Genomic DNA, 20,275 nt, shown 5'->3' with positions numbered 1-20,275 from the left:
GCCATGCGTCTGCAGGCAGAAGCTGTCGAACTGGCCTATGACCGCACCGTCATCGCCAGGGACCTGACGCTGACCATCCCGGACGGCAAGGTCAGCGTGCTGATCGGTCCGAACGGCTCGGGCAAGAGCACCGCGCTGCGCGCGCTCGCCCGGTTGCTGCCACCGGCCAAGGGCAGCGTGATCCTGGACGGGAAGTCGATCCAGGACACGCCCACCAAGGAGGTGGCCCGGCTGCTGGCGATCCTGCCGCAGGTCCTGGTCACGCCGGAGTCGATCTCGGTCGAGGATCTGGTCTGGTTCGGCCGGCATCCGCACCGGACGTCGCTGAAGACCCCGAGTGCGGCCGACAAGGAGGCCGTCGAGTGGGCGATGAAGGTCACGAGTACGGCGGAGTTGCGGCACCAGCACGTCGACCAGTTGTCCGGTGGCCAGCGCCAGCGGGTATGGATCGCGCTCTGCCTGGCCCAGGGCACCGATCTGATCCTGCTCGACGAACCCACGACGTACCTGGACGTGGCCTACCAGCTCGAGGTGCTCGACCTGTTGCACCAGCTCAACCAGGAGCAGGGCAAGACGGTCGCGATGGTGCTGCACGACTTCAACATGGCGGCCGAGTACGCCGACCATGTGTTCGTGATGAAGTCCGGCAGCCTGGTCACCCAGGGCCCACCGGAGGACGTGTTCACCTGCGACATCATCCGGGACGTGTTCGGGGTGGAGTCGAAGGTCGTCCCGCATCCGGTCAGCGGCAAGCCGATGTGCATCCCGCTGCGGGCCGGCCTGCTGGACCGTGCCAACCTGGCGGTGGCCACCGGATGAACCCGACGAAGGGGCGCGCATGACACAGATCGAACAGATCACCCCGGCGGCGAGTGCCGCCCGGTCGGAGCAGGTCGCGCCACAGCTGCGCGAGCACCTCGTCCGCACCCCGTTGGTGAAGTACGACGTGTTCAGCGAGGAGCTCGGCGCGGAGGTGCTGGTGAAGTCCGAGCACCTGCAGCGCACCGGCTCGTTCAAGGCGCGCGGCTCGATGGCGAAGATCCTCACGCTGACCGACGAGCAACGGGAGCGCGGCGTCGTGACCGCCTCGACCGGCAACCACGGTCTGGGCGTCGGCAACGCCTTGGCCACGCTGGGTGGTCACGGCATCGTCTACCTGCCGGAGAACGCGTCGCCGAGCAAGGTCGCGGCACTGCGCCGGCTCGGTCTCGAACTACGGGCCGAGGGCAACGATTCCGGCGTACTGGAGCCGAAGGCCCGCGCGTACGCCGCTGAGCACGACCTGATCTATGTGCCGCCGTACAACGACCCGGACATCATCGCCGGGCAGGGCACGGTCGGGGTGGAGATCCTCGAGCAGCTCAATGGTCAGCGGCTCGATGCGGTGATCGTCGCGGTCGGTGGCGGTGGACTGATCAGCGGGGTCGCGTCGGTGCTCAAGCAGCACCTGCCGGGGATTCGCGTGTACGGCGCCTCACCGGTGCGCGACGACGCGATGGCCGCGTCGGTGCGGGCCGGGGAGATCATCCAGATCGACGCGCAGGAGACCTTGTCCGACGGTACGGCGGGCAGCGTCGAACCGGGCAGCATCACCTTCGACCTGTGTCGCGAACTGGTCGACGACTGGGTCCTGGTCAGCGAGGACGCGATCAGCGCCGCGCTACGGATGGTGATCGACACCGAGCACCAATTGATCGAAGGGTCCGCCGCGATGGCGTTCGCGGCCGCACGGGCCCGGCGGACCGAACTGGAAGGACAACGCGTCGTGGTCGTGTCGTGTGGCGGCAACATCTCGTCGAGCACACTGGCGGCCGCGCTGGCCTGACCCCTCCCCGGCCGGGGCACCCGAGGCGACTCCCTGATCGTCTCGGGTGCCTCGGCATGCCCGCGTCCGGCCGTCTCACCGGTTGTGCGTCCGTCATTGACACCCGGAGATCTGTGTAACTATCGTTTCGTGCAGCATATGTTTCATCTGACGTGAGGGAAGTGAGAGATGGACGCGGCAACGTGGGGACTCATCATCGCGACGTTCGTCGCGTGTTTCGTGGAGATGGTGGAAGCCACCACGATCGTGATGGCGATGGGGTACACCCGGGGCTGGCGGTCGGCGCTGATCGGTACGGTCGCGGCGCTGGGCGCGCTCGCGGTCGTCACACTGGCGGCCGGCTACGCGCTGGCGAACTGGCTGCCGGAGTCGGCGCTGCAGCTCGCGATCGGCGGTCTGCTGCTGATCTTCGGCCTGCAGTGGTTGCGCAAGGCGATCCTCAGATCGTCCGGGCGCAAGGCGGTGCACGACGAGGATGCGATCTACCGGGAGGAGGTCGAGGCGGCCAAGGCGGCCGGTGAGGCCAAGCAGGGCCTGGACATGTTCGGCTTCATGGTCTCCTTCAAGGGCGTCTTCCTGGAGGGCATGGAGGTCGTCTTCATCGTGCTGACCTTCGGCCTGAACGCGAACAACATCCCGGCCGCCAGCCTCGGCGCGATCGCCGCCGTGGTGATCGTGCTCGGGATCGCCGTCGCGCTGCGCCGGCCGCTGTCGATGATCAACGAGAACCTGCTCAAGTACGGTGTCGGCCTGCTGCTGGCGTCCTTCGGGACCTACTGGGCGATCGAGGGCATCGGCATCTTCCGCGACGGCCGGGAGAGCCTGAACTGGCCCGGTCACGACCTGATGATCCTGGTCCTGCTGGCGGCCTGGTTCCTGCTCAGCCGGATCTTCATCGCCGTGCTGCGCAAGCCGGTCGCCGCGGCGCCGGCCGCCGCCGGCGTTCCTGTGGAGGTGAAGAAGTGAAGTTCCTCAAGTCCTTCGGGCAGTTCTGGTACGACTTCATCATCGGCGACGACTGGAAGATCGCTGTCGCGGTCGTCCTCGCGCTGGTGATGCTGTTCGCCGCGATGACGTCCGGGCTGTTCGGCGACACCGGTCTGACCCTGCTCGGCGGCGCGCTGGTGGTGGTGGCGTTCAGCATCAGCCTCGCCATCGACGTCCGCCCGAAGCGGCGGTGACGCCCGGATTCCCCTGTCCTGCTTGACGGAACGGCCCCGCGCAGCTGTGCGGGGCCGTTCTCTTTTCGCCGCTCTGTAGCAAACACCACGTCTTCTCAGAATCTCGTAGCATCTGCTACAGTGCTGGACGAAGCACTGTTCACCCCCACGAAATCGGAGGATCCAGATGCGAGATACCGCCGAAACCGTGCTCGCGCTCCTGCCGTCCGACGTTCAGTACGGCGATATCCGCGTGGTCCGCCGGACCCACGAGCAGGTCCTGGTCGAGCTCGACGGCCCGGGGGAGGTGAACTACGACGACTCTCTGGGACTCGGACTGCGGGTCGTGATCGGTGGCCACTGGGGCTTCGCGGCCACCCACCGGCTGGACCCGGACGGCATCGACGCGGTCATCGCCCAGGCGGTCGGTCAGGCCCGCGCCGCGGGCGGCGGTGGTCACGTCGCACTCGGGCAGCCGGTGACGACGCGCGACAACTGGTCGTCGCCGATGGAGGTCGACCCGTTCACCGTCCCGCTGTCCACCAAGCTGGACCTGCTGTCGGCCACCGTCAAGGAGGCGACGACCGCGGGACCACTGGTCCAGCAGATCGAAGCCTCCGTTGACTTCTACCGCGACGAGAAGGTGTTCGCCAACACCGAGGGCGCGCTGATCGAGCAGACGCTGACCGAGAGCGGCGGCGGCCTGATGGTCAACGCCGGCGACGGGAACGACGTCCAGCGGCGATCCTTCCCGCAGGGTGTGCCGCGGCAGATCCGCGGCCAGCGCGGCGACTTCGCCACGGCCGGCTTCGAGCACGTGCTGTCGCTCGGCCTGCCGGAGAACGCGGCCCGCGTCGCCTCCGAGGCGGTCGCGCTCCTGACCGCGCCGCAGTGCCCCGACGAGATCACCACTCTTGTTGCTGGGAGCAACCAACTCGCGATGGTCCTGCACGAGTGCGCGGGCCACCCGATGGAGGCCGACCGCGCGCTCGGCACCGAAGCCAGCCTGGCCGGTGGCACCTACGCCACCCCGGAGCGGCGCGGCAACTTCCGCTGGGGTACGCCGATCGTCTCGGCGTACGCGGATGCGACCATCCCCGGCGGGCTCGGCTCCTTCGCGTACGACGACGAAGGCGTGCCGGCGCAGCGCACCCAGCTGGTGAAGGACGGCATCTTCCTCGGCTACATGTCCGGACGCGAGTCCGCGGCCGCCCTCGGTGACGAGCCGAGCGGCGCCTCCCGGGCGGACGGCTGGCAGCGGCTGCCGCTGGTCCGGATGACCAACATCTGCCTCGAGCCGGGCGAGTCCTCGCTGGCCGAGATGATCGCCGGCACCAAGCGCGGCATCCTGGTGGACACCAACCGCGGCTTCTCGATCGACGACCAGCGGATGAACTTCCGCTTCCAGACCGAGATCGGCTGGGAGATCCGCGACGGCAAGGTCGGCCGGATGCTGAAGAACTGCACCTACCAGAGCGACACCCCGACCTTCTGGGGCAGCCTCGACGCCCTCGGCGGACCGGACGAGTGGAAGCTGCACGGCGTCCCGTCCTGCAACAAGGGCGAGCCCTTGCAGGTGGCCCACGTCGGCCACGGCACCGTGCCCGGACGTTTCCAGAATGTGCAGGTGGGACGATGAGCATCAATCAGGCAGAGGTCCAGCAGGCGCTGGAGATCCTCGGCGACGGTACCCGGCTCGACATCCTCGGCGAGAACGCCGACCTGTTGCGGTACGCCGAGTCCGAGATCACCGCCCAGCACAGTGAGCGCCGGATGCGGGTCCGGGTCCGGATCAACCGCGACGGCCGTGCGGTCGCCGGTTCGCTGGAGACCCTCGACCCGGAGGCGGTTCGCGTCCTCGCCGACCGGCTGAGCGCGGCCCTCGCCGAGCTGCCCGACGGCCCGGTGAGCAGCGCCGTCCCGACCGCTGACCACTCCGCCGAGACGCCCGTGATCCCCGCGTCCGGCTCGGTGCTCGAGTCCGACCCCGCGGTCCGCCACCGCTGGTTCACCACCGTCCGCGACGGGCTCGACCCGGACATGAAGCTGGGCGGCGCGATCCGGTACGACGTGCTGGACCGCGTGGTGGCGGACTCCACCGGGCTGTTCCGGTCCGAGACGTTGACCAAGGCATCGATCCAGGCGATCGCGAAGCAGGACGGCCGGTCCGCCAGTGTCAGGTTCATGCATCGCGACGCCGACCAGATCCCGATCGAGGAGATCCCGGGCCGGCTTCGCGAGGCGCTGACGCCGCTGCCGATGGGCGAGGCGCACCACGGCACCTGCCGGGTGCTGCTGAAGCCGCAGGCGGCCAACGCCCTGATCGCCACCTACGGGTACGCGGTCCTCGGCGCGAACGCCTATGCGACCGGGCGGTCCGCCGTGGCCGGCCGGCTCGGCGAGAAGGTCGCGAGTGAGCTGATCACGCTGGTCGACGACGGCTGCGACGCGGACGGACTGCCCAGCGGATTCGATGCTGAGGGCAACGTTCGGCGGCGGACCACGTTGATCGACCACGGTGTGCTCACCGGTGTCGTCTCCGACCAGCGCCGGGCCGGCGTCACGGGCGGGGTGCCGACCGGTCACGCCGTACCGGATGGCTGGCGGTTCGGTGGTGATCCGGTTCCGTCGCACCTGTTGCTAGAGGCCGGCGAGTCCACCGAGGACGAGTTGCTGGCCGAGTGCGGGAGCGGTCTGGTGGTGAATCGGCTCGACTACCTGCGGGTGCTGCACCCGAAGGAGACGCTCGTCACCGGGACCACCCGTGACGCGACGTACTGGGCCGAGGACGGCAAGCTCGTCTCCTGGCATCCGCAACTGCGGTTCACGTTCCGGATGGACGAGGTGATGAACGCGATTCTGGGCGTTGGCTCCGTGCGGGAGCGGTGTGACCAGACCTTCATGGAGAGCGTCGTCGTACCGTCACTGCTGATCGACGCCGGTCCGCTCATCCTCCCCTGAAACCAGCGGCGCCCCGTGCATTGCGTGCTCATCACCGCCGCGGGGCGCTGCTGCTCCACCCCAGCGAGGCAGATCATGGCCACACCCTCGGTGCACACGCTGCTCAACGGCTACCTGATGCCGACCGACCAGGGCAATCCCGCCTTCTGTGCCGTCTATCTGATCGAGAGCGACGACGGCCGGATCGTGTTCGACTGCGGTCACGTCGGTCGCCGCAAGGCGTTGCTGGCCGCGCTGTGCGAGCGCGGCCTGAGCCCGGGCGACATCGACACCGTCGTGGTGTCGCACGGGCACTGGGACCACCTGCAGAACGTCGACCTGTTCCAGCGAGTGGTCATGCATCCGCACGAACTGCGCTACCTCAAAGCACCGTCGCGCCGCGACCTGGGTACGCCGCCTTGGACGTCGGCCGTCCTCGAGGGGCTCGACGTACGGGAGGCGAGCGAGGGTGAGCAGCTCGCGTCCGGAGTGCGTGTGGTCGAGTTGCCGGGCCACACACCGGGGTCGATCGGCCTTGCGGTCGACACCGATGAGGGGACCGCTCTGTTGACCGGGGACGCTGTTCCCGCGGCAGGGGTGCTGCTCGCCGGTGAGCCGCTCGGCAGGGCGTTCGACTCGGCCCGCGCGCGGGCTTCGATCGAGCGGGTCGCCGAGCTGGCCGATGTCGTTCACCCTGGTCATGACAAGTCGTTCCGGGTCACCCGTGCGGAGAGGTCGCGATGAACCTGATCACCGGACAGACGGCCAGCCTGGTCGAGGAGCCACCGACGGTCGACCTGGCCGAAGCCACAGACTTCCTGCTCACCCGCTACGGGATCGCCGCCGAGCTCGAGGCCTTGCGTAGCGAGCGCGACCTGAACTTCCTGGCGACCGCCGACGGTCGCCGGTTCGTCGTCAAGGTGTCGAACTCCGGCGACGATCCGGCGCAGATCGAGATGGAGAGCGCGGCGATGCGGCATGTCGCCGAGGTGGACCCGGAGCTGCCGATCCCGCGCATCGTCGACGCGGTCGACGGCGCGCGGACGGTGACCCTGCGGGCTGCGGACGGCCGGATGCACCAGGTGCGGGTGATGACCGTGATGCCGGGCGCGGTCGGTGATCTCACGGCGCTGCCCGAACACTTCGCGGCCGACTTCGGTGCGGTGTGCGCGCGACTGACGCGGGCGATGCAGGGGTTCATCCACCCGGCGGCTGATCGCCGGCTGGACTGGGATCCACGGCACGTCACCGCGTTGCGGCCGTTCGCGCAGCAGTTGCCCGACCCGGCCCGCCGGGAACCGATGGAGAAGCTGCTCGATCGCTTCGAGGGGTTGGCGGCGGCGAACCGCCGGCTGCCCGCGTTCGTGGCGCACGGTGACCTGACCTTGAGCAACGTCCTGATCGAGGCCGGGCGCATCTCGGGGGTGATCGACTTCGGCGACATGCACCACACCGCCCGGGTCTGCGACCTCGCGATCAGCCTGACCTCGTTGCTGCGAGAGTCCGCCGACCCGTGGCCCGCGGCCGGCGCGTTCCTGGACGCGTACCAGCGAGTGCTGCCGCTGGAGCCCGACGAGGTGGAGCTGATCGGTGAGCTCGTGCTCGCCCGGCTCGCCGCGAGTGTGCTCATGTCGGCCTGGCGGGCGCCGCTGTATCCGGACAACGAGGAGTACCTCACCAGTCTGGTGGCGGGCAGCTGGCACGGGCTCGACCTGCTGGCCGGTCTCGACCCGGCCGAGCTGGCGACTCGCTTCCACCGCCTTTGCGGGACGTCGCGAGTCGCGTCGTCGCAGCTCCCTGATCCGACCATCGGCGACCGGCGATCGGCCGCGATGGGTGGCCAACTCTCGCCCTTGTTCTACCGCGAGCCACTGCAGGTCGTGCGGGCTGCCGGGGCCTGGGTCCACACCGCCGACGGTGGTCGCTATCTCGATGCCTACAACAACGTTCCCGTTGTCGGACACGCGCATCCCGCGGTGGTCCAGGCGATCTCGCGACAGGCCGCGACGCTCAACATCAACTCGCGGTACCTGCATCCGCATGCGGTCGAACTGGCCGAGAGGCTCACGGCCACCATGCCCGCCGGCCTGGACACCTGCGTGTTCGTCAACTCCGGTAGCGAGGCCAACGACCTGGCCTGGCGGATGGCGCGCGTCGTCACAGGCCGATCCGGTGTCGTCGTTGCGGATCTCGCGTATCACGGTGTCAGCGAGGCGACCGCCGCCTGGTCGACCAACACCTACCCACCCGAGCAGCGTCCAGCGCATGTCGCGACCTTCGAGGCCCCACGGCTGGATGCGGACGGTCAGCAGCCGAGCGGCGTGGAGGCGAGCCGACGGGTCCGGCTCGCGTACGACGACCTGCGCCGAGCCGGCCACGACGTGACGCTGCTCGCGGTCGACTCGGTGTTCAGCAGTGCCGGCATCCTCACGCCCACCGGACAGTTCATGCGCGGACTGCAGGACGAGACCCATGCGCTCGGCGGTCTCTTCCTCGCGGACGAAGTACAGGCCGGCTTCGGACGCGGGGGCCGCAATCTGTGGCGGTTCAGCGATTTCGGGCTGACGCCGGACTTCGTCACGCTGGGCAAGCCGATGGGCAACGGTCATCCGATCGCCGCGCTGATCACGCGCCGCGAGATCGCCGAGCAGTTCGCCGCGGTCGACGAGTTCTTCAGTACGTTCGCGGGCAACCCGGTGTCGTGCGTCGCCGCGCTGACCGTGCTCGACGTGATCGAGCAGGCCGGCCTGGTCGAACGGTCCGGCCGGATCGGCAGCGAGCTCGCGGTCGGGCTGGCGCCGCTCGTGGCGAAGCTTCATCCAGCCGCGCGGGTCCGCGGTCAGGGGCTGATGGCCGGCGTCGCGATTCCTGCGGACGGGCCGCTGACGGCGGCGGAGCTCGCGGAGCGACTGCGCGACCAAGGCGTCCTGGTCGGGACGACGGGTCCCGGGGGCAGCGTGCTCAAGATTCGCCCGCCGCTGATCTGGGAGCGCGAGCATGTGGAGCGGTTCCTGGCGGCGTTCGCTGCCGCGCTGCCCTGAGGTACCTGCGTATCATCCGTTACATGGCTGGACATCGCGTTACACCCGCAGGCCACGACACCGCCGCAGATTCCTCCGCCGAGGTGATCAGCGAGCTGCGCAGACGCATCCGGGAGCACTGGGAGGGCTTCTCCCCGGCCGCCCGGTCGGTCTGCCGGGCGTTGTCGGAGCGGTCGGCCGAGCAGCTGGTCTTCGTCTCGGCCGCCGAGCTGGGTGCGGAGACGAAGACCAGCAACGCGACCGTCGTCCGCACGGTGCAGGCGCTCGGCTATTCGGGCCTCGCGGAGCTCAAGGCGAAACTGGCCGCGCCGATCGCCGGCAGCAGCCGGCTGGAGCAGCGGACCCGCCGGCGGGTCGAGTCCACCGGAGGTGACCTCGAGGAGGTCTGGGGAACCGTACTGGCGGAGTCGGAGGAGCGACTCGATCACCTGCGGCGGACGTTCGCACCGGAGCGTTACGAGCACGCCGTACGGCTTCTCCTCGAGGCGGATCGCACGGTGACGTACGGATTCGGCGCTCTGACCATGGCGGCCGAGCACCTGTGTCAGAAGCTGGCGCGGATGGGGGTGGGCTCGCGCTACATCCGGTCGGGTGGGTTCGGGCTGGCCGACGATCTGCTCGGGATCGAGTCCGGCGACGTGGTCGTGGCGTTCGCGCCCAGCCGTCTGACCACCGACGTCGAGGTGCTGCTGGACCGGACCCGCGCCGTCGGCGTCGCGAGCATCCTGCTGACCGAGGACGTCGGGAGCCAGGTGGCCGAGGAGGCCACGGTGGCGCTGCACGCGCCGACCACGCCGACCGGACTGACCAGTGAGCCGCTGATCGGCATGGTCATCGCGGACGTGCTGGCGCAGTGCGTCGCGGTCGCGGACGTCGAGCGGACGGTCGGGTCCTCGCACCGGTTGACGACCCTGCGGGAGCAGCTCGGGTACGCCTGACGGCGATTGCCGCCGGATTGTCATCATGCTAGATTGGTGACCAATCTTGGAAGGTGACCGCTAATGCTCGACCTGCACGACAGAGCGGCAGCGGTGACCGGGGTCGGGGGACCGCGCGGGATCGGCTTCGCGGTGGCCCGGAAGTTGAGCGCGCTGGGCGCCGCCTTGGTGGTCTCGGGTGGCAGCGAGCGAGTGCAGCAACGCGCCGCCGAGCTTCCCGCCGGCACGGTCGCGCTGGCCGGCGACCTGACGGACGAGGCCACCTCGCGCCGGATCGCCGACGAGGCGATCACGCACTTCGGCCGGCTGGACATCGCGGTGCACTGCGCGGGCATGACCTCGGTGGCGCAGCCAGAGCCCGAGGCGGGCCGGATCGCGGACATGTCGTTGCGGACGTGGCGGGCAAGCCTGTCCCGCAACCTCGATGCGGCGTTCCTCTTCGCCAAGGCAGTACTGCCTGCGCTGGAGTCGTCCGAAGCCGGACGACTGGTGATTGTGGCGAGTCTGACCGGCCCGCTGATGGCGATGAACGGCGAGATCGCGTACGGCGCGGCGAAGGCCGGCGTGGTCGGACTGGTTCGCGGGCTCGCGGTGGATTCGGCTCGGGCTGGTGTCACGGTCAACGCGGTGGCCCCCGGATGGATCGCCACCGACTCCCAGACGCCGTACGAACATGAGCAAGGACTCCGGACGCCGGTCGGCCGGAGCGGGACAGCAGCGGAAGTGGCCGGACTCATCGGCTATCTCTGTACGCCGTCCGCGGCCTATCTGACCGGCCAGTGCCTCGTCGTCGACGGAGGCAACTCGATCGCTGAGGAGCGCGCATGACCGTGTTGAATGCCACGCATCTGGAGGCTCCATGACCCAGGCCTTCGACTTCTTCACGCAGACCGCGCTGCCGACCCCGGACATCTCCGCCGCGCAGGCCGGCCGGTTCGTCCAGGAGCGCTACGGCATCGACGGTGTCGTCACCGAGCTCGGGAGCCAGCAGGACGCCAACTTCCTGATCGAGGCGCCCGCCGGCAAGTACGTGCTCAAGGTGTCCAACCCGGCCTTCACGGTTGAGGATCTCGCCGCGCAGGACGGCGCGGCAGCGCATGTCGCCCACTGCGAACCCGGGATTCATGTACCGGTCGGACTGGCCGGCCGCGACGGGTTGCCGATCCAGCAGTTGACGCTGGGGAGTGGGACGACCGCGGCGCGGCTGGTGACGTTTGTCGAGGGCAACATTCTCAGCGCTCATCAGTACCTGGCGCCGTCGGTGGTCGGATCGCTCGGCGAGCTGGCCGGGCGCACGACACGGGCGTTGGCGTCGTTCGACGGCGTCGTACCCGCGCGGGCACTGCAATGGGATCTGCGCAATGCGCCTGAGGTCGTGGCTCGGTTGGCGGACTTCGTCGCCGTTCCCGGAGGCGCCGAAGCGGCCCGATCTGCGGCCGCTGCGGCGAGCCAGGCGTTGGCCTCGGTTCGCGACAGCCTTCCCACGCAGGTCATCCACGGCGATCTGACCGACGACAATGTCGTTGCCGTGCTCGGCGTCGATGGACGTCCACGCCCGATCGGTGTCATCGACTTCGGGGATCTGATGGAGAGCTGGGCGATCGCCGAGCTGGCCGTGACCTGCTCCTCGCTCCTGCAGTACGGCGATCTCACCACGATCCTCCCCGCGATCCAGGCCTTCGATCGGATCCGGGCAATCTCCGACGACGAACTGGTCGCGCTGTGGCCGCTCGTCGTACTGCGGGCTGCCGCGCTGATGGTGAGCGGGCAGCAGCAGGCGCACATCGATCCGGACAACGGGTACGCGGTCAGGAATCTCGACCGCGAGTGGCGCATCTTCGAGCAAGCGACCTCCGTGCCACTGGACGTGATGACGGCGCTCGTACGGTCTTCCGTTCGATCTCGCAGCGAACGGCCGGTCGTAGCGGGACATCCGTTGCTGCACAGCGATTCCCAGCTGGTGCGACTCGACTTGTCGACAACCAGCGCGGAGCTGCACGGCGGTGCGTTCCTGGACGAGCGGGCGGAGTCCCAGGTCGCCGCGAAGATCCTCGCCGGTGACCAAGCGACTGTCGCCTACGTGCCGTTCCTGCAGCCCCGGCTGACGCGCACTCGGCTGAACTCGTTCGATTCGCCGGCCACCGTCGGGCTCGGAGTCGAGCTGTTCAGCACGGAGCCGCTCGAGCTTCGCGCGCCGTGGGATGCCGTCATCGAACGACACAGCGATGCGGCCGCATTCCACGCGGCTGATGGCCTGACGTTGTGGCTGAGCGGACCCGGCCTCGAGACCGTGCCGGGCGTCGCGGTCCAGGCCGGCGCACCGATCGGCAGCTTGAGCGCCAACGGCGAACTGCGGGTGCAGGTGGGCCGCGACCAGACCCGGCCGCCGTTCTTCGTGCCCGCATCGCTGGCCGATGCGTGGGCCCAGGTCTGCCCCGATCCGACGTCGCTCGTGGATCCGGCGTACGCCGGCCAACCGGGGGACTCGGCCGGGGAACTGCTGACCCGGCGAGACTCGTCGTTCGCCCCGGTCCAGGAGCACTACTTCCGCGAGCCGCCCCGGATCGAGCGCGGCTGCCGGTATCACCTGTACGACGTCGACGGCCGGTCCTACCTCGACATGGTCAACAACGTGTCGATCCTGGGCCACGGACATCCGCGGTTGTCCGATGCGATCGAGCAGCAATGGCGCTTGCTCAACACCAACTCGCGCTTCCACTACCGCGCTGTCGTGGACTTCTCCGAGCGGCTCGCGGCACTGCTCCCGGATCCGCTCGACACTGTGTTCCTGGTCAACAGCGGCACCGAGGCGGTCGACCTCGCGTTGCGGCTGGCGTGGGCGAACACCGGCCGGCGCGACACCGTCGTACTGCGGGAGGCGTACCACGGCTGGTCCGACGCGACCGATGCCGTCTCGACCTCGGTGGCCGACAACCCGAACGCCCTCGAGAGCAGACCGTCCTGGGTCCACCCGGTCGCGGCTCCGAACGCGTACCGCGGTCAGTATCGTGGCGCGGAGGCTCACCGCTACGCCGAGGACGCCATCACCGCGATCGCTTCCCTGGCCCGGCCGCCGGCGGCATTCCTGGCCGAGCCGTACTACGGGAACGCGGGTGGGATGGCTCTCCCGGACGGCTACCTGGCGAGGGTCTACGAAGCCGTCCGGCGGGCCGGTGGCCTGTGCATCGCCGACGAGGTCCAGGTCGGCTACGGCCGGCTCGGCGAGCACTTCTGGGGCTTCGAGCAACAAAATGTGGTGCCCGACATCGTCACGGTCGCGAAGGCGATGGGCAACGGTCACCCGCTGGGCGCGGTCATCACCACCAAGGCGATCGCGGACGGCTACCGCAGCCAGGGGTACTTCTTCTCGTCGGCCGGCGGCAGCCCGGTCAGCTGTGTGGCCGGGCTGACGGTTCTCGACGTACTGCGTGACGAGCGACTGCAACAGAACGCTCGCGACGTCGGGGCGCACTTGCGGCGGCGACTGCTCGAGCTCGCCGATCGCCATGCCATCGTCGGCGCGGTGCATGGGATGGGCCTCTACCTCGGTGTCGAGCTGGTGCGGGACCGCGACACCCTGGAGCCGGCCGCGGCGGAGACGGCGGCGATCTGCGAGCGGATGCGGGAGCTCGGCGTCATCATGCAGCCGACCTCGGATCGGCTGTGTGTGCTGAAGATCAAGCCGCCACTGGGGATCGGCGTCGCCGATGCCGACTTCTTCGCCGACACGCTCGACCGCGTGCTGACCGAGGGCTGGTAGCCCCCGGTCACCAGTCGCGGCTGAGGATCTCGTCGAGGACCGAGGCGAAGAGGTCCGCGTCCTCGGCGGTGAACGTCAGCGGTGGCTTGATCTTCAGGACGTTGCCGTCGGCACCGGTCGGGTACACGATCACGCCTTCGTCCTTCATCAGTTCGCTGATCAGCGAAGCCTCGTCGGCAGCCGGCAGTTTGGTCTCCCGGTCACGGACCAGCTCGATGCCGAGATACAGGCCGTGCCCACGGACGTCGCCGATCAGTTCGTGCTTGGCGGCAAGGTCGGTGAGGACGCCGGCGAAGTGCCGCCCGGTGTCGGCAGCCTCTTCCTGCAGGCCCTGCGCGGCGATCTCGTCGAGTACGGCGGTTCCGATCGCGCACGACACCGGGTTGCCGCCGAAGGTGTTGAAGTACTTCATGCCCGTGTCGAAGGCGTCCGCGATCTCCCGGGTCGTCACCACCGCGGCCATCGGATGGCCGTTGCCGATCGGCTTGCCCATGGTCACGATGTCGGGAACCACGCCCTGGCTCTCGAATCCCCAGAACACGTCGCCGAAGCGGCCGAACCCGACCTGCACCTCGTCCGCGATGCACAGGCCGCCGGCGGTCCGCACGGCCGCGAACGCCCGCTCGAGGTAGCCGTCGGGGTAGAAGATGCTCCCGGCCGTTCCCATCGCCGACTCCGCGATGAACGCCGCCGGTGGACGGTCGTTGGCCACCAGCCGTTCCACCTGCCGCTTGACGTCGGCGGCGTACTTGGGGCCGGCGGCGGCGTCGCCGTACGTGAACTGGCCTCGGTACAGGTTGGGCTGCTCGACCTCGTGGGTGGTCGGATCCGGGCCGGTGCCGCCAGGTCCCTTGTAGCGGTTGGGGCTCAGGCCGGTAAGGACGGAGGTGTTCCCGTGGTACGCGCCGTCGACCACCAAGACGTCCGTCCGGCCGGTGACGTGCCGGGCCATCCTGATGGCGAGGTCGTTGGCCTCGCTGCCGCTGCACACCAAGAACACGACCTCGAGCGGATCAGGCAGGAGCGCTGCGAGCCGCTCGGCGTACTGCGCGATCCCCGGGTACACGAATCTGCTGTTGGTGTTGAGCCGATGCAGTTGCGAAGTCGCGGCCGCGATCACACGGGGATTGCCGTGGCCGACGTGACTCACGTTGTTGATGGTGTCGAGGTAGCTCCGGCCGAACTCGTCGAACAACCAGGCACCGCGGCCGCCGACGAGGGTCATCGGACGGTCGTAGTACGAGCGCTGCGAGCGGGCGAAGTGGGTGTCGCGGGTGGCCAGCAGTCGTTCGGTGCTGCCTTCGGTGTCGGCGTCGGATCGCCAGTCGTCGGCAAGACCGAGGAACTCCCACGGATCGGGTGACACGCGAGCCCAGGCGGCGGCCTCCGACGGCGGAACCAGGACCCGCTCGGAGATCAGGGCCGTCTCGAGCGAGCGGAAGATCGCCACGTGCAGAGCGGCCGGAGCCCAGTCCGAGCGCCCGGTGGCGGTATCCCCGATCAGCTCGCCGGGGCAGACCGAAGCGCCCTGTCTGAGCGACGAGCTGAGACCGGTCCACCGCGACCAGATCGTCTCCGCGCCGTCGCGCTCGTGGCGGAGGACGAGGAACGGTCCGTACGCGAGCCCGTCGACCGCCGTACCGCGGCCGCGTCGTTCGACGATCGCGGCCAGCGGGGTCAGGACCCGGAAGGATTCGGCCGACTTGATCTCCACTCCGAGCCGGAGCGTCGCCGCCTCGCCGCCCTCGGTCGACCGCCGGGCGGAGGTGCCGGCGTCGGCCTGCAGATGCCGGCCGACGCGTGCCGAGCCCGGCAGGATGCCAGTGATGATCTCGTGGGCCGGGTCGAACGGCACGAGGTCGAGGTGCGGCAGCGCACGACGCGCCTCCGAGACTCGGAGCGGTACGGGCGGATCGACCGGCGCGCCCGCTGCTTCCCGGAAGACGATCTCGGCCAGCTCCGGCGGAGTTGCCGCTAGCAACGAGATGGTGGGCCAGGTGTGCCGCATCCGATCGTGCCCGTACGCGTGGCCGGACTGCGCGCACCGCTTGGTCCAGGTCACCGCGTTCACGCACAACCTGGCCGCGGCCAGCGGATAGAGCACCGACAATTCGGCGTCGGTGAGTTCGAGCTCGGCGGCGTACCCACGGATGACGGCCGCGGCCGCACTCAGTGGATTCGGTGTGCGCAACATCGCGTAGGCGACGGCGATCGCGAGCTCGCTGATCCGCACCGAGTGCAGGGCGTCGGCGAAGTCCAGTACGGCGTGCACGTGGTGCCGGCCGTCCGGGCCACGCCGGGCCAGGACGTTGAAGTCGTTGAGGTCGTGGTGGACCACCGACGCCGGCAGCGATTCCTGGTGGGCGTCCAGTGCTCGGGTGAACCAGGAGAGGATCCGGCACACCTCGGCGATCCGGTTCCGGTCCTCGACCGAGTCGATGCCTTGGGCAATGGCTTCCGGTGCGCGCAGGAGGTCCCAGTGGTGGCGTGTCTCTCCGGGCCGGTCCGGTGCTTCGGTGAGGGCGCGCACTAGGCGCCCGGCGGTAGAACCGAGCTCAGTCAGGAGGCCCGTCGAGTGCGTGCCGAGCTCCGACAGGGTCGTGCCGGGCATCCACGTCTGCACGGTCACCAAGCGGCGTGACCCCTCGCGGTCGACGGACACAACGGTGTCGCCGTTGCGGGCCGGGAGCATCGTCGGCACCTGCACCGGCCCGAGTACGTCGTCCCGTCCGGCCAACCGGAGTAGCTCGTGTTGCCACCGGATCAGGTCCGGGTCGGCGCGCGGGGGCGAGACCTTGACCACGACTCGGGAGCCGTCCCGCAGTTTCACCGCCGAGTTCTGGTCGATCTCCCCGCCCAGCGCGGACACCGTCACTGCCTGCAGGCCGAACTGCTCGCCGAGAACCTCGGCGATCGCGGCTGAACTCCACTCGGCGGCCGACGTCACGATCGCTCACACACCTTCGCTATATTGGTGACCAATTTGGAGGCAAGGGAGGAGCCGTCATGCCGGTGACCGGACGCACCCCGGCGCTGAGTCGCGGGACGACGGCCGAAGAGGTCGCGTCGGTGCTGCGGGAGCTGATCATGGACGGCTCCCTGACGCCGGGGGAGCAGTTGCGCGAAGAGGCGCTCTCCGAGCAGTTCGACGTCTCCCGCCGGACCGTCCGGGACGCGCTCGGCGTGCTGGCCCGGGAGCGGATCGTCCGGCACTACCGGCACAAGGGTTCCCGGGTCGTGCTGTTCTCCGAGGATGACATCCGGGATCTGTACCGCGTGCGCCGGACGCTCGAAGGATCGGCCGCGCGACGGGCGAAGAGGCTCACCGACCAGCAGTTGCAAGAGCTCCGGGACGCGTTCGGCGACCTCGAGGCCGCGACCCGCTCCGGCAGCGCCGACGACGTCGTACGGCGTGATCTCGCCTTCCACCAAGCCGTGGTCGGGCTGAACGGCAGCGCCCGCGTGGACGAGTTCTTCGCCGGCATCGCGGTCGAGATGCGCTATGCCCTCTCGATCCTCGAGTCCACCTACCGGGAGTCGGACCGTCGCCCTGACGAGGCACTCGACGAGCACCGGGAGATCCTGACCGCGTTCCTCGAGCGGAACGCGACCAAGGCCGGTCGTCTGGTCGAGGAGCACGCGCTCGCCAACGAGGAGTTGCTGGTCGGCGCGGTCGACAGCCTGGACGTGACCGGGCTCAGTGCGCAGTGAGACGGTCATTGGTAGAGGTTGAACGGGATCAGCTCGTACGGGCTCTCACACGGTGATCCGGGGGCGACGAAGTACTCGCCGGTGGTGAGGTCGACGCAGCTGGACAGCGTCGTCGACCATTGCTCGACGGCCGGCAATCGCTCGTCCGGATGAGCGCACAGGGAGTCGGGATGTCCGAGGTGATCCGACATCGCCGCGTGGATCGCCGTACGAACGTCTTCTGACTTCTCGCACAAGGCGGCCTTCGCCAGACCCTTGCGTGCTTGGGGAACGCGGATGAGCGAGTCGGGCGACACCAGGCGGTGGCTGTCGTTGAGCACCTGGTAGTGGTTGCCGTGGACAAGGAGGCCGTTCACGGCGTACTCCCAACCGTGTCCGCCCGGTGTGGTCTCGATGTCGATCGAGAACCCGTCGCGATGCGTCACAAGCGCGTTGCTTGGGATGTGAGCCTTGGTCCAGGTCAGGATCTTGAGAGCGTCGGCGAGGTTGGGCGCGTCCAGGACCGCGCGCCGGATGATCGTCTGTGGCATGCCGATCGCGTCGTCGAACCGCCCACCGAGTCCGTTCGCGTTGAGCGCGAGACCGGTCGAGTTCGCGCCGTGGCGGCCGATCTGGCCGGCCTCGACCTGCATGATCAACGTGGGCCTGGGCGGCTGCACGACCCGCAGTACGACGACGGTGTCGCGGATCGCGTGGCGCCAGTCCCAGTTCTGGCCGGCGTAGACATGGCCGTCTCCCGCGGCGTCGTCGGTGAGTGCGAATGACGTACATCCGTCGGTCGCTTCGTGGAACCAGTTGTCGTAGATGATCTCGCCCCGGCAGTTGAGGGCCAGGATGTCCGCGAGCCGTACGCCGGCTCCCGCCGCGACGCCGGCCAGCTCGTCCAGGATCTCCGGGAAGTCCCGCTCGATGAGCAGCTGCCAGGGCTGGATGTGGTCGAGGACCTGATCCCAGCCGAGGCCGGCCTGATGCGCGAACCCGGCGCGGTAGTAGTCGATCGCCCGGGCGATCAGGTCGGCCGCGGCACTCCCGTACTGCACGCCGCGCTCGTGCGCTGACGGGCTCGACACCTCGATGACTCGCGGACTCTGCACCTGAACTCCTCGGGGACCGTCTTCGGCAACCATTGACTCAATAATGTAACGCGCATTACCGTCGTGTCCAGATCGTATCGCCGGAACCTTCCGATCCGCCCGAGGAGCCACCGCCTGATGACCACCTCCGCCATCGACCCTGCCGACCTGATCCTGTATGGCGGAACCGTGTGGACCGCCGATCCGGCGCAACCGCTCGCGACTGCCGTGGCGATCGTGGGGGACCGCATCGCGAAGGTGGGTGACGACACCGAGATCCTGGCGCTGACCGGCCCGGACACGCGGCTCGTCGACCTGGCCGGGCGGATGGTGTGCCCCGGCTTCAACGACGCCCATACGCACTTCGAGAACGCGGTCGACTGGTACTTCCAGGTCCCGCTCACCGACGTGAACGACCAGGCCGTGCTCGCCGAACGCGTGGCAGCGATGGTCGAACGGCTCCCGGCCGGGATCTGGATCACTGGCGGAGATCTCGGTGACTTCGCCTCGACGCAGGCGTCGTCGCCGCCGTTGCTCGAGCCGGTGCTGGCCGAGATCGACGCGCTGACACCTGACAATCCCTTGCTGATCCGGCGTGCGGATCATCAGTACTTCGCGAACTCGAAGGCCTTCGAGGTGGCCCGGATCGATCGCCGTACGCCGGATCCGCGCGGCGGCCGGTTCGGCCGGGACGCGTCCGGTGAGCTGACCGGGATGGTGTACGGGCAGGCCGGCGAGTTCCTGCAGCGGTTGGTCAGTCCGATCTCACTGGAACAGAAGCTGGTCGGCGCCAAGGGCGTGATGGCACAGCTCAACGCGGTCGGCATCACGTCGATCCACGACATCGCCCGCCTTCCGGCGGTGACGGAGGAGACGATCCCGCCGGTCTTCCTGGAGCGCAGTTTCTCGAACACCCAGATCTTCCAGAGTCTTGCGGATCGCGGTGAGCTCTCGGTCCGGGTGTACGCGTTCTTGCCGTTGGACACCTTCGAGGCGCTGGCGGACCACGGGATCACGCCGAAGACCGGCGACGACTGGCTGCGGTTCGGTGCGCTGAAGATCTTCGTCGACAGCGGTGCGATGCTTCCGCCGTTCGATCCGGCCGGCGCCGCGGGGACCGGGCTGACCGACGGCTGGTCATACCGGTTCGTCGGCGAGGAGCGGTTCGCGCACCTCGTGGAGGCCGGGGATGCGGCCGGTTTCGACATCGGGGTCCACGTCACGGGGGATCGAGGTGCCCGGATCGCGATCGACGCGTTCGAACGGGCGGCCCAGGTCAATGGTTCGCGGGAGCGGCGGCATCGGCTGATTCACGCCTGGCACGTCGCCGCGGACGACTTCGCACGGGCCGGCGAGCTCGGGCTGGTCGCCGACGTGACGTCCGACCACCTGGCGCTCTACTCCAGGAATCTCGACGAGGCGCTCGGACTCGATCGCTCGGCGAACGCCTTCGCGTGGCGCTGGTTCATCGACAGTGGCGTCGTACTGAATGTCGTCTCGGACTTCCCGGGAGCGTTCAACAAGTCCCATGTCGCGGAGATCGATCCGCTGCGGAACATGTGCGTCGCTGTGACCCGCGCGACCAGGGACGGACGCTTCCACCCCGAGCAGGCGATCACCATCGACGAGGCGCTGCGCGCGTACACCGCCAACCCCGCGTTCTCCTCGCACGAGGAGGACGTCAAGGGCACCATCACGCCCGGGAAGCTCGCCGATCTGGTGGTCCTCAGTGAGGACATCCGGGGTGACGATCCGTCGGTGCTGCTGCGCGCCAGGGTCGAGCAGACGTATCTCGGTGGGCGGCTTGTGCACTCTCGACTAGCCTGA

At 69.0% G+C, this 20,275-nt stretch carries 15 protein-coding genes; 13 read left to right on the top strand and 2 right to left on the bottom strand.

All coding sequences use genetic code 11. The features are described from left to right. Positions 1-3: 3 nt before the first annotated feature. The 11 genes from OG558_RS04215 (at position 4) to OG558_RS04165 (ending at position 13,664) form a co-directional block, all read left to right on the top strand. Positions 4-819 carry an ABC transporter ATP-binding protein gene (locus OG558_RS04215; RefSeq protein WP_328526448.1) on the top strand — a complete coding sequence of 272 codons (816 nt, stop codon included), beginning with the start codon at positions 4-6 and terminating at the stop codon, positions 817-819. Between the two features lie 19 nt (positions 820-838). Then, entirely contained in the window at positions 839-1,825 is a 987-nt protein-coding gene (locus OG558_RS04210; protein ID WP_405069040.1) for a threonine/serine dehydratase, read from the top strand. Between the two features lie 168 nt (positions 1,826-1,993). Further along, positions 1,994-2,791: a COG4280 domain-containing protein gene (locus OG558_RS04205; RefSeq protein ID WP_405069039.1), complete on the top strand. Its 798-nt coding sequence runs from the start codon at positions 1,994-1,996 to the stop codon at positions 2,789-2,791. Then, positions 2,788-3,006, top strand: coding sequence for a hypothetical protein (locus OG558_RS04200; protein WP_405069038.1), 219 nt, complete (start codon positions 2,788-2,790; stop codon positions 3,004-3,006). The genes OG558_RS04205 and OG558_RS04200 overlap by 4 nt, the downstream gene beginning before the upstream one ends. Before the next feature lie 166 nt (positions 3,007-3,172). Continuing rightward, positions 3,173-4,624, top strand: a complete 1,452-nt coding sequence (locus tag OG558_RS04195; RefSeq protein WP_405069037.1) for a TldD/PmbA family protein — start codon at positions 3,173-3,175, stop codon at positions 4,622-4,624. Beyond that, positions 4,621-5,946 carry a metallopeptidase TldD-related protein gene (locus OG558_RS04190; RefSeq protein ID WP_405069036.1) on the top strand — a complete coding sequence of 442 codons (1,326 nt, stop codon included), beginning with the start codon at positions 4,621-4,623 and terminating at the stop codon, positions 5,944-5,946. The genes OG558_RS04195 and OG558_RS04190 overlap by 4 nt, the downstream gene beginning before the upstream one ends. Positions 5,947-6,021: 75 nt before the next feature. Next, positions 6,022-6,669, top strand: coding sequence for an MBL fold metallo-hydrolase (locus OG558_RS04185; protein ID WP_405069035.1), 648 nt, complete (start codon positions 6,022-6,024; stop codon positions 6,667-6,669). Next, a complete protein-coding gene (locus OG558_RS04180) occupies positions 6,666-8,966 on the top strand; it encodes an aminotransferase class III-fold pyridoxal phosphate-dependent enzyme (RefSeq protein WP_405069034.1) in 2,301 nt (766 codons plus the stop codon). Before OG558_RS04185 ends, OG558_RS04180 begins: the two co-directional genes overlap by 4 nt. A gap of 23 nt (positions 8,967-8,989) precedes the next feature. Beyond that, positions 8,990-9,904 carry a MurR/RpiR family transcriptional regulator gene (locus tag OG558_RS04175; protein WP_405069033.1) on the top strand — a complete coding sequence of 305 codons (915 nt, stop codon included), beginning with the start codon at positions 8,990-8,992 and terminating at the stop codon, positions 9,902-9,904. 63 nt (positions 9,905-9,967) lie between these two features. Next, the gene (locus OG558_RS04170) at positions 9,968-10,732 is read left to right on the top strand and encodes an SDR family NAD(P)-dependent oxidoreductase (protein ID WP_405069032.1); all 765 of its coding nucleotides are present in this window, start codon (positions 9,968-9,970) and stop codon (positions 10,730-10,732) included. A gap of 31 nt (positions 10,733-10,763) precedes the next feature. Beyond that, a complete protein-coding gene (locus tag OG558_RS04165) occupies positions 10,764-13,664 on the top strand; it encodes an aminotransferase (RefSeq protein WP_405069031.1) in 2,901 nt (966 codons plus the stop codon). Between the two features lie 7 nt (positions 13,665-13,671). Here the strand turns inward: OG558_RS04165 and OG558_RS04160 are convergent, their stop codons facing one another. Further along, positions 13,672-16,611 carry an aminotransferase class III-fold pyridoxal phosphate-dependent enzyme gene (locus OG558_RS04160; protein ID WP_405069030.1) on the bottom strand — a complete coding sequence of 980 codons (2,940 nt, stop codon included), beginning with the start codon at positions 16,609-16,611 and terminating at the stop codon, positions 13,672-13,674. Positions 16,612-16,670: 59 nt separating this feature from the next. On the opposite strand from OG558_RS04160, the gene OG558_RS04155 reads away from it, so the two are divergent. Further along, entirely contained in the window at positions 16,671-17,375 is a 705-nt protein-coding gene (locus OG558_RS04155; RefSeq protein ID WP_405069029.1) for a GntR family transcriptional regulator, read from the top strand. Positions 17,376-17,380: 5 nt separating this feature from the next. Here OG558_RS04155 and OG558_RS04150 read toward each other — a convergent pair whose 3' ends face one another. Then, entirely contained in the window at positions 17,381-18,469 is a 1,089-nt protein-coding gene (locus OG558_RS04150; protein WP_405069028.1) for a C45 family autoproteolytic acyltransferase/hydolase, read from the bottom strand. 117 nt (positions 18,470-18,586) lie between these two features. On the opposite strand from OG558_RS04150, the gene OG558_RS04145 reads away from it, so the two are divergent. After that, positions 18,587-20,275, top strand: coding sequence for an amidohydrolase (locus OG558_RS04145; protein ID WP_405069027.1), 1,689 nt, complete (start codon positions 18,587-18,589; stop codon positions 20,273-20,275).

The sequence above is a fragment of the Kribbella sp. NBC_01510 genome (genome assembly GCF_045040325.1).
Taxonomy (GTDB): domain Bacteria; phylum Actinomycetota; class Actinomycetes; order Propionibacteriales; family Kribbellaceae; genus Kribbella.
Note: the sequence above shows the minus strand (reverse complement) of the source record. Positions and strands in the feature narration are given on the sequence as shown.